Below are 11139 nucleotides of genomic sequence, written 5' to 3' on the forward strand. Positions count from 1 at the left end.
TTGTAAACTCAGTCCTTCTGGGTCATTTTGTCGTGCCTTAGTCTAAACTCCAGTTCTTACCCAGTAAACCCACTCCAAACCTTCTCTATTGGAAATCTTCTTTAATCTCAGCCGATTTTGCCTCGGAAACGCCTATGCTAACGAGTGGGTTAGGACTAAACTGTAAAGTCTTATCCCTTAAACATCAGAGAAACGAAGGACAAAACACGAATGAGTACATTTCTAGATACTTCTATTGAGGCAATTGTTTCCCGCGAAATCCTCGATTCACGGGGAAAACCAACAGTGGAAGCGGAAGTGCATTTGGCTAATGGGGTTGTGGGACTGGCTCAAGTCCCCAGTGGTGCATCTACAGGCACATTTGAGGCTCATGAATTGCGGGATGATGATAAAAGCCGCTATGGAGGTAAAGGGGTACTCAAGGCTGTGCAGAATGTCAATGAGGTGTTAGCACCAAAATTGTTAGGTTTGGATGCTCTCAACCAAGAAGCCTTAGATAGAACAATGATTGCTTTGGATGGTTCACCTAATAAAGCGAATTTGGGTGCAAATGCAATTTTGGCGGTGTCCTTGGCTGCTGCAAAGGCTAGTGCTGAGTCTTTGGATGTTCCCCTCTATCGCTACTTGGGCAGTCCTTTGTCGAATTTGCTACCAGTTCCCTTGATGAATGTGATCAACGGTGGAGCGCACGCTTCTAATAACGTTGATTTTCAAGAGTTTATGATTGTACCTATTGGCGCTCCTTCTTTTAAGGAAGCTTTGCGCTGGGGTGCGGAAGTGTTTGCGACTCTCAGCAAGGTATTGGATGAAAAAGGTTTGCTGACTGGTGTCGGTGATGAAGGCGGTTTTGCGCCTAATTTGGAATCGAACCAAGTGGCTTTAGAATTGCTGGTAGCGGCGATTAAAAAGGCTGGTTATAAGCCTGGGGAAGAAGTGGCTTTGGCTTTGGATGTGGCTGCGAGTGAGTTTTACAAAAATGGGCAGTATGTCTATGATGGCAAACCCCATGCACCAAGTGAGTTTGTTGATTATTTAGGACAATTGGTGAACGAATATCCCATTGTTTCTATTGAAGATGGCTTGCATGAGGAAGATTGGCAAAATTGGCAATTACTAACTCAGAAGTTAGGCTCAAAAGTGCAGTTGGTAGGCGATGATTTATTTGTAACTAATGCTACTCGCTTACAAAAAGGCATTGACCAAAAAGCAGCTAACTCGATTTTGATTAAGTTGAATCAAATTGGTTCGCTAACTGAAACTTTGGAAACCATTGATTTGGGAAATCGCAACGGTTTCCGGTCAGTTATTAGCCATCGTTCTGGTGAAACTGAAGATACCACGATCGCTGATTTGGCTGTGGCTACTCGCGCCGGTCAAATTAAAACCGGTTCTCTGTGTCGTAGTGAAAGGGTAGCAAAATACAATCGCCTCCTCCGGATTGAGCATGAATTGGGCGATCGCGCTGTTTATGCTGGTACTGTGGGTTTGGGACCTAAATAATTTTATCAAACGCAGAGGGGCGCAGAGGACAACGCGGAGGTTCGCTGAGGATTTTTTCTCTGTGTGCCTCTGCGTTAACCTTGGCGTTCCTCTGCGTTAAGGATAAAATCCGACTTTTGGCAACCCCAAGGTTTCATCCCAGCCCAGCATTAGGTTCATACATTGAATTGCTTGTCCTGCTTGACCTTTAATCAGGTTGTCGATGGCTGACATGACGATAACGCGGCCGGTGCGGGGGTCAACTTCTATGCCGATATAGCAAACGTTGCTACCGCAGGCCCATTTGGTTTGGGGATAAATGCCGCTATTACAGATTTTTACCCAAGGGGAATTACGGTAAAAGGCTGTGTAAATTGTAATTAAATCGTCACGGACTAAACCAGGATCGCGCAGTGAGGCATATACAGTTGCCAAAATTCCCCGCACCATAGGGATTAAATGGGGTGTAAATTGGACTGTTACTTCGTGTCCGGCTAAATCGCTGCAAATTTGTTCGATTTCTGGGGTGTGGCGATGTCTGCCGACATTATAAGCACCGAGGGAGTTATCTGCTTCGGCTAATAAGAGATTAACTTTGGCTTGTCTACCGCCACCAGATGTGCCAGATTTAGCATCAATAATGGCTGTTTCGGGGACAATTAAGCCTTGTTTGAGCAGTGGTGAAAGTGCCAGTAAGCTGGCTGTAGGATAGCAACCGGGACAACCTATAAGTTGAGATTCGGCGATGCGATCGCGATACAATTCTGGTAAACCGTAAACTGCTGTAGCTGCAACAGTGCGATCGCTTCTTTGAGTTCCATACCAATTTGTATAAGTTGTCAAGTCGCTGAATCTATAATCTGCACTTAGATCCAGTACTTTGCATCCTTTCTCTATCAGTTGAGGTGCGATTTGGCAAGCTAAACCGTTGGGTAAGGAAAGAAACACTACTTCACAACGACTAGCAATTATTTCTGGTTCTACTGCTTCAATTTTTAAGTTAACTATATTACCGAAATGGGGGTAAAGGTCAGCAAAGGATTTCCCTGCACTGCTTTCACCACCTAAATAAACCAGTTCAACTTCTGGATGATCCATTAGGAGTCTGACTAGTTGGACTCCGCCATAACCTGACGCGCCAACAATCCCAACTGGTACGCGTCTTAAATTACCCATGATCTGAAATCCTTATCCGATGAATGTTAAATCGTTCTTAGCTATCCACAATATCAGGAGTTTAGGAGTATGGCTTACGCCACCCTATCACCATCAAAATAAATATTCTCCCATTTCCCCAATCCCCATTTTCAGCAGTAAAAATTTTCATCATTTTATTGAATAGTTGCTCGTCTAGTTCCGTGTCCAATAAAGAGGCTACAATTTATAATAAGAAATTGTAAAAAAAATTTACGTTGGTAGCTGGAAAATTTTCTGTGTCACAGCCTAAGACTAGCCAAGCTTTTGAATTTGATTCGATAGATGCCGCTTTGGCCGACCTCAAAGCAGGTCGTGTCATTGTGGTAGTAGATGACGAAAATAGAGAAAATGAAGGCGATTTAATTTGTGCCGCCCAATTTGCCACACCTGACATGATCAATTTCATGGCAGTGGAAGCGAGAGGGTTGATTTGTTTAGCCATGACAGGCGATCGCTTGGATGAACTAGATTTACCATTAATGGTGAGTACTCTGACAGATACTAACCAAACTGCCTTCACTGTCAGCATTGATGCTGGTCCCCATTTAGGTGTTTCCACTGGCATTTCCGCAGAAGACCGCGCCCGTACTATCCAAGTGACTCTTAACCCAGCCACAAAACCCGAAGAGTTGCGCCGTCCTGGTCATATTTTCCCACTGCGAGCTAGGGCAGGAGGTGTACTAAAACGGGCAGGACATACGGAAGCAGCAGTAGATTTAGCTCGATTAGCTGGATTGTATCCCGCCGGGGTCATTTGTGAAATTCAAAACCGTGATGGTTCAATGGCGCGATTAACGCAGTTAGTACAATATGCCAAAAATCATCAGCTAAAAATTATTAGCATTGCTGATTTAATCAGTTATCGTCTCCAAAACGATCGCTTGGTATATCGAGAAATAGTTACCAAGCTACCCAGTCAATTTGGTCAATTTGATATTTACGGTTATCGTCATACCTTAGATAATACAGAACACGTCGCTATTGTCAAAGGAGATCCCGCCACTTTCCAAGATGATGCAGTCATGGTGCGAATGCACTCAGAATGTCTAACAGGTGACGCTTTGGGTTCTCTGCGTTGCGATTGTCGAATGCAGTTGCAAGCCGCTTTAAAAATGATTGAAGCCGCTGGGCAAGGTGTTGTTGTTTACCTGCGACAAGAAGGGCGGGGTATTGGTTTAGTTAATAAACTCAAAGCCTACTCTTTACAAGATATGGGACTAGATACAGTCGAAGCAAATGAGCGTTTGGGCTTTCCTGCTGACTTGCGAGACTACGGTATGGGAGCGCAAATACTGATGGATTTAGGCGTGAAAAAAATTCGCCTGATTACCAATAATCCCCGTAAAATTGCTGGTGTCAAGGGTTATGGTTTGGAAGTGGTGGATCGTTTACCCTTGTTAATTGAGGCTAATGATTACAATTCCTATTATCTAGCGACTAAAGCCAAAAAATTGGGACATATGTTGCTACAAAGTTATCTGGTGACAGTAGCTTTGCATTGGGAAGATAACCCACAATCGGCAACAAAACGCTATGAAAGGTTAGAAAAACTGAGATATTTAGCGAAAACTCATGATTTATTGTTACAGGAAGAAGCTCGTCCATTAGCGATCGCACTATTTGATAAACCATCTTTAACTGTACACTTAGGTTTTGACCAAGCCAACGTTGCTGAATCAAACTGGTATCAACAAACTGGTCATCCTTACCTGCAAGCAATCTGCCAAATTCTCGATGAACTAGTAAATTTACCCTACATCCACAAGCTAGAGTTTCTCATTTCTGCCGGTAGTGATCCCTTGAGTAATTTGCAAGTACAACTAGACCGACAGCATTTCTCCCATGATACACCGCCATCATCATTGAGCGATCGCTTGGAGACACAGAAAATTTACAGCTTTAGTAAATAGGCTTTCCTGACTTTCTGCACAATTATAAAGCCCGTAGGGGCGGGGAGACCCCGCCCTCCATTGTATTTCAGCCGACTAATAATTAACCATACTTGCCAACTTTGAGAAAATTTGAGAACGGCGCAAAAATATAAATAGAGTTCCTACAATAAATAACCCTAAAGTGTTACCTGGTTCTGGTACTTTGTTGACAACAGGTTCTTCAGCAGGAGGATTCCAATAGTGAGGAGGTTCTGGCTCTGGTAAATTAGGAAGAATTCCTGTCAATGGTACATTGTGAAATTCTCCAGTACCAGATAATGAAGAAGCAACTAAAGTACCTTGCACATTACCATTAGAAAAATTAAAGTTAGCTTTGGTAGCAAGTACACTGCCTTGGAATGAGAACCCAGTAGTTGTTACTTGAGTTGCGTCCACAAAGTTAAACAAAACATTTTGGCTATTAACACCATTAAACCCGCCAAAATTACTGATATTAACGCTATTTCCTAAAATATTAAACACTACAGTAGAATTACTACCCACTCCTTGCAAATTGAAGTAACTGCTGCTAGAAAATTTGGAACCATCAATTGTAAAAACATTCAAATCACTATTGCTTCCTTGAAGGTAAATTCCGCCCCATTTATACTCTGTCGTATTTGTGGAAGCTAATCCACCCAAGTAATCAGAAAGATTTGTTAACTCTGAGCGCGCAGCATTAAAATCAATCGGCTGACCTGAGCTAACACCACAATTAGGAGAGCAGTTGAAATATACAGGGGTGTTAACAGTACCACCAACAACAGCATTACCACCAAAAACCTGACCATTATTGTAGGTTAAATTGCCACCTACTACTAGTCGAGTGTCTGTACCATTAGAATTACTGAGACGGTCACCAATCCCAAAATTTGTAAATGTTGCATTACCACCAACAGCTACACGACCTTCGGAATCTGAACTTTGATTCATATCTCCAAAGACAAAGACATTATAGTCTTGCGCGATTCCTAAATTAACAGCCATAGCTGGTTGTATCGCACCTGTGATAGCAACTGCTCCCAAGGATAGAGGAATTAATGCAAATGTCGTTTTAAATGTTTTAACCATTATGATTATAATTATTGATTTTAGATAGCTACAATACCAATTTACTGTTTATTCAATTAAAAACGGAAAAAGACACTATAAATTTTCTGTAAAATATTTACTGTTCAAATTAATTTAATCTCAGTATTTCTACTACCTTATTTTTACTGCCTTAATCAGCAAACTATTGGAGTGAAAGCTTATTTTGCTGACACTCACATTGCCTGAAATGATTATGAATTTGATAATTGCTCTTCCCTATAACCCATTAACAGCCAAAACAGATAAGTAGGTAGGCGCAAAAAAACAGAAGTATGTAACGAAACGTAAAGTTGCCTCAAAACCTCTTCCCTCCTGCCTTCTGCCTTCTGCCTCCTGCCTTGTCTCAACGATAAATATTTATGCCCACCTACTTATGATAAGTGCATATTAAGTGCATATATTACTTATTAGCAGTATTAACCGTTCTTAACTGCCGATAGCTATGAAGCACATTAAAAAACTTCTCAAAATCAAAACTTTTAGGATCTGCTCTTTGTCCAGAACGGTCTACAGCCCGATGAGTGGTAATTCTATCATCTGGAACTTGACTTTGAGCAATTAACCAAGCCAAGGAATTATACTGAGCATCTGTATAACCGCTATGACCCTGTATATCATTCTTACCCCAAGCATCTGAAGGCGTTTCTAAAGACACATGATAAGCAAAATTATTTATAGATGGAGGTAAAGTTTGATTAGTTTGCACAGTTTCCAGGCCATTAACACCCTCAAACACAGAATTACCCGCACCAAAAGCGCGTTTTTCCGGTGGAACAAGATAAACTACTGTTCCATCTAAAGTAACTAAAGCGTGATAACTCGCTTGTACATTTTCATCATCATGAGGTGTTTGAAAAAAATTAATCGCACTAGAAGCAGAATTACTAGTTTCATGAATTACAATAACCGCCTGATTATTTAATGGTACACCGTTAACATCTCTGCTAAAGCGTTCTCCATAATTACTAGGATGCACATCAGCCTTAGCAAAATTAGGTCTATACTTAAAAAAAGTTGCCGTAGTTGCGTATATTGTATTAACTTTACTAAGTTTAGGAATAGTATGCGTATTTACCGGAGATTTAAGTAAATTGAGCTTTTTATTCTCTTTATTCTCTGTCGTTATTACCGACTGCAATTGTGCCTGTGGATATTGACTCCAAGCTGTAGTTTCTGGAATTGAAGTAGTGTTATTACTTTGCGTCTGTCTGGAACCACCCACAAACAATGCCAAAACCAGAGCAGCGAACATAAAAAAGATTAGCATTACTCTAGTTGCCCAGTCTCTAAATCTCATATATCTAATACTGGTAATATTGCTAACGTTAATATTAATACTTTGATTTCGCAAAATAAAATTGACTACTATACTAAAGTATAAGGTAAATAAATTTTTTTACCCATTCATCTATCTGTAGTCTAACTTTACTGAGTATGTGGGCGTGAATATTTATTTTTAGGATAAGGCAGAAAGTGAAAGGCAAAAGGGAAAAGGGTTTGAGCCTCATTAATTTTATTCACATATTTATGTTTAATTGTGCCTACCTACTTATTTTCATAATATTTTGACATTAATAACATCGACAGAATTTCAATATGCATCTTTCAAAATCATTATAGAGACTGCACTGGACAAGTTTATACATTATTTGTCCATTACAAAAGATTTATATCTTGTTTAAACGTGAATATATCATAAGGATCATATGCACTATACAGATTTAAAATACTTGTTGTCTATCAAATACGTCTAAATTTTGGAAAATAATAAACTAAGTCTAGAATCACAAAACTAACCAAACTTGATTTCAGAAAATATGAAACATCCTTTTCTAGAACACCTGCATAGTCCAAAACGTCCCGTTATCGTCTTTGACGGTGCAATGGGAACCAACCTGCAAACCCAAAACCTCACTGCTGAAGACTTCGGAGGCGCACAGTATGAAGGTTGTAATGAATACTTAGTCCACACCAAACCCGAAGCTGTCGCCAAAGTTCACCGTGACTTTCTCGCTGCTGGTGCTGATGTTATTGAAACCGACACCTTCGGCGCTATGTCCATAGTTCTAGCCGAATATGACTTAGCAGACCAAGCTTACTACCTAACAAAAAAAGCCGCCGAACTTGCCAAAAGCGTCACTGCGGAATTTTCCACCCCCGAAAAACCCCGTTTTGTCGCCGGTTCCATTGGTCCAACCACCAAACTTCCCACCTTGGGACATATTGATTTTGACACCATGAAAGCCTCCTTCGCTGAACAAGCAGAAGCTTTGTTTGATGGTGGTGTCGATTTATTTCTTGTAGAAACTTGCCAAGATGTGCTGCAAATTAAAGCGGCGTTAAATGGGATTGAGGAAGTTTTTGCCAAAAAAGGTGAAAGAAGACCCTTAATGGTGTCTGTGACAATGGAAAGCATGGGGACAATGCTGGTAGGTACAGAAATCAGCGCCGTACTGACTATTTTAGAACCTTACCCCATAGATATTCTCGGTTTAAACTGCGCCACCGGTCCCGACTTGATGAAACCACACATCAAGTATTTATCAGAACATTCTCCATTCGTAGTTTCCTGTATTCCCAATGCGGGTTTACCAGAAAACGTTGGTGGTCAAGCGCATTACAAACTAACGCCTGTTGAACTACGGATGTCTTTAATGCACTTTATCGAAGATTTGGGTGTCCAAGTGATTGGGGGTTGCTGTGGGACACGTCCAGAACACATTCAACAATTAGCGGAAATTGCCAAGGAGTTAAAACCGAAAGTCAGAAAACCGAGTTTAGAACCAGCAGCAGCCTCAATTTATTCTACTCAGCCTTATGAGCAAGATAACTCTTTCTTGATTGTGGGTGAACGCCTTAACGCCAGCGGTTCTAAAAAATGCCGTGACTTACTGAATGCAGAAGACTGGGATGGTTTGGTATCAATGGCGAGGAGTCAAGTTAAAGAAGGCGCACACATCCTTGATGTTAACGTTGACTATGTGGGACGTGACGGCGTGCGTGATATGCACGAGCTAGTTTCCCGCATTGTTAATAATGTTACTTTACCCTTAATGCTCGATTCCACCGAATGGGAAAAAATGGAAGCAGGGCTAAAGGTAGCTGGTGGTAAGTGTTTGCTCAATTCCACCAACTATGAAGACGGCGAACCGCGATTTTTGAAAGTGTTGGAGTTAGCCAAAAAGTACGGTGCAGGTGTTGTCATTGGGACAATTGACGAAGATGGCATGGCACGGACAGCAGAGAAAAAGTTTCAAATTGCCCAACGTGCTTACCGTCAAGCTGTAGAATATGGACTTGCCCCCACAGAAATATTCTTTGATACACTAGCTTTACCTATTTCTACGGGAATTGAAGAAGATCGAGAAAACGGTAAAGCCACCATTGAGTCAATTCGCCGCATTCGCCGAGAATTGCCTGGAAGTCATGTAATTTTGGGTGTTTCTAATATTTCCTTCGGTTTAAACCCCGCATCACGGATGGTTCTGAACTCAATGTTTTTGCATGAAGCAATGAACGCGGGAATGGATGCAGCAATTGTCAGCGCGAGTAAAATTTTACCACTTGCTAAAATTGAACCTCAGCATCAAGAAGTTTGTCGTCAGTTAATTTACGATGAACGGAAATTTGATGGTGATGTCTGCATTTATGATCCTTTGGGAGAACTAACAACAATTTTTGCAGGGGTTAAAGCAAAACGTAATACGGGAATTGATGAAAATCTCCCCATTCAAGAACGTTTAAAACGTCATATTATTGACGGTGAACGTATTGGTTTAGAAGCGCAATTAACAAAGGCTTTAGAACAATTTCCTCCCTTAGAAATCATCAATACATTTTTATTAGATGGTATGAAAGTTGTGGGTGAGTTGTTCGGTTCAGGACAAATGCAATTGCCTTTTGTTTTGCAATCTGCGGAAACGATGAAATCGGCAGTTGCGTATTTAGAACCGTTCATGGAAAAGTCAGAATCTGGAAATAATTCCAAGGGGACTTTTGTCATTGCAACCGTGAAAGGTGATGTTCATGACATTGGCAAAAACCTTGTAGATATCATCTTATCTAACAATGGTTACAAGGTAATTAATTTAGGAATTAAGCAATCAGTGGAAAATATTATTCAGGCTTATCAACAGCATAAACCTGATTGTATTGCCATGAGTGGTTTGCTGGTGAAATCCACTGCTTTTATGAAAGAGAATTTGCAAACTTTCAACGAAAATGGTATTACAGTACCAGTAATTTTAGGTGGTGCAGCGTTAACTCCTAAGTTTGTGTATCAAGACTGCCAAAATGCCTACAAAGGTAAAGTAGTTTATGGCAAAGATGCATTTTCTGATTTGCATTTTATGGATAAATTAATGCCTGCAAAGGTAGGGGGAAATTGGGATGATTCGCAGGGTTTTTTAGATGAATTAAGCAAATCGGAAGAATCAACCAATAGCCATAAAGAAGCAATAACAATCACCTCTGAAGAAAAAGCATCTGCTGAACCAAAGGAAATAGATACAAGACGTTCGGAAGCTGTAGCAATAAATATTGAACGTCCTCAACCACCTTTTTGGGGAACGCAGTTTTTACAACCTGATGATATTTCCCTGGAGGAATTATTCTGGTATTTAGATTTGCAAGCTTTGGTGGCTGGACAATGGCAATTCCGCAAGCCAAAAGAACAATCAAAGGAAGAATATCAGGCATTTCTAGCCGAGAAGGTTTACCCAGTTTTAGAAGAGTGGAAACAGCGAATTATTGAGGAGAATTTATTACATCCTCAAGTGATTTATGGGTATTTTCCTTGTCAGTCTGAGGGTAATTCTCTACATATATATGATGTAGAAAATCAATCACGACAGGTGACAAGTTTTGATTTCCCCCGTCAGAAGTCTTTCAATAGGTTATGTATTGCAGATTTCTTTGCACCAAAAGAGTCGGGGCTAATTGATGTTTTCCCCATGCAAGCGGTGACTGTGGGGGAAGTTGCAACGGAGTTTGGACAAAAATTATTTGCCAATAATCAATACACTGATTATCTGTATTTTCATGGTATGGCGGTACAGGTGGCAGAAGCTTTAGCGGAATGGACACACGCCAGAATCCGCCGGGAGTTGGGTTTTGGTGATTCTGAACCTGATAACATTCGGGATATTTTAGCGCAGCGTTATCAAGGTTCTCGGTATAGTTTCGGCTATCCTGCTTGTCCGAATATTCAGGATCAGTTTAAGCAGTTGGAGTTGTTGGGAGTTGATAGGATGAAAATGCACATGGATGAAAGTGAGCAATTATATCCTGAACAGTCTACGACGGCAATTATTACTTATCACCCTGTAGCGAAGTATTTCTCGGCTTAATAGCATTTTATAACCCCCTTTGTCGTGAGATAGAGGGCAATACTGCTCGGTTAAGGAAATGTAGGTTGGGTTGAGCGACAGCGAAACCCAAC

6 protein-coding genes are annotated in these 11139 nt (G+C 40.9%); 3 read left to right on the plus strand and 3 right to left on the minus strand.

From position 1 onward, the window contains the following. Window positions 1-210: 210 nt before the first annotated feature. Window positions 211-1500 (plus strand): phosphopyruvate hydratase, encoded by a 1290-nt coding sequence (gene eno, locus VB713_RS13525; RefSeq protein WP_323312041.1) that lies wholly within the window; start codon window positions 211-213, stop codon window positions 1498-1500. 96 nt (window positions 1501-1596) lie between these two features. On the opposite strand, the gene argC is transcribed toward eno, so the two are convergent. Beyond that, window positions 1597-2655 carry an N-acetyl-gamma-glutamyl-phosphate reductase gene (gene argC, locus VB713_RS13530; RefSeq protein ID WP_323312042.1) on the minus strand — a complete coding sequence of 353 codons (1059 nt, stop codon included), beginning with the start codon at window positions 2653-2655 and terminating at the stop codon, window positions 1597-1599. A 257-nt stretch (window positions 2656-2912) separates the two neighbouring features. Between argC and ribBA the strand changes: the two genes are divergently transcribed. Then, window positions 2913-4586: a bifunctional 3,4-dihydroxy-2-butanone-4-phosphate synthase/GTP cyclohydrolase II gene (gene ribBA, locus VB713_RS13535; protein WP_323312043.1), complete on the plus strand. Its 1674-nt coding sequence runs from the start codon at window positions 2913-2915 to the stop codon at window positions 4584-4586. Window positions 4587-4661: 75 nt separating this feature from the next. Here ribBA and VB713_RS13540 read toward each other — a convergent pair whose 3' ends face one another. Continuing rightward, complete coding sequence (locus tag VB713_RS13540; RefSeq protein ID WP_323312044.1) at window positions 4662-5678, minus strand: choice-of-anchor A family protein; 1017 nt, start codon at window positions 5676-5678, stop codon at window positions 4662-4664. Between the two features lie 421 nt (window positions 5679-6099). Then, window positions 6100-6996 carry a peptidoglycan recognition family protein gene (locus VB713_RS13545; RefSeq protein WP_323312045.1) on the minus strand — a complete coding sequence of 299 codons (897 nt, stop codon included), beginning with the start codon at window positions 6994-6996 and terminating at the stop codon, window positions 6100-6102. A gap of 520 nt (window positions 6997-7516) precedes the next feature. Between VB713_RS13545 and metH the strand changes: the two genes are divergently transcribed. After that, window positions 7517-11047, plus strand: a complete 3531-nt coding sequence (gene metH / locus VB713_RS13550) for a methionine synthase (protein WP_323312046.1) — start codon at window positions 7517-7519, stop codon at window positions 11045-11047. The last annotated feature ends 92 nt before the right edge of the window (window positions 11048-11139 follow it).

The organism is Anabaena cylindrica UHCC 0172, from assembly GCF_034931625.1.
GTDB classification, from domain to species: domain Bacteria; phylum Cyanobacteriota; class Cyanobacteriia; order Cyanobacteriales; family Nostocaceae; genus Anabaena; species Anabaena cylindrica_A.

Coding starts and splice junctions, on each gene's coding strand:
- metH (WP_323312046.1), top strand. CDS start 7,517: ATGAAACATCCTTTTCTAGAACACCTGCATAGTCCAAAACGTCCCGTT.
- VB713_RS13545 (WP_323312045.1), bottom strand. CDS start 6,996: ATGAGATTTAGAGACTGGGCAACTAGAGTAATGCTAATCTTTTTTATG.
- argC (WP_323312042.1), bottom strand. CDS start 2,655: ATGGGTAATTTAAGACGCGTACCAGTTGGGATTGTTGGCGCGTCAGGT.
- eno (WP_323312041.1), top strand. CDS start 211: ATGAGTACATTTCTAGATACTTCTATTGAGGCAATTGTTTCCCGCGAA.
- VB713_RS13540 (WP_323312044.1), bottom strand. CDS start 5,678: ATGGTTAAAACATTTAAAACGACATTTGCATTAATTCCTCTATCCTTG.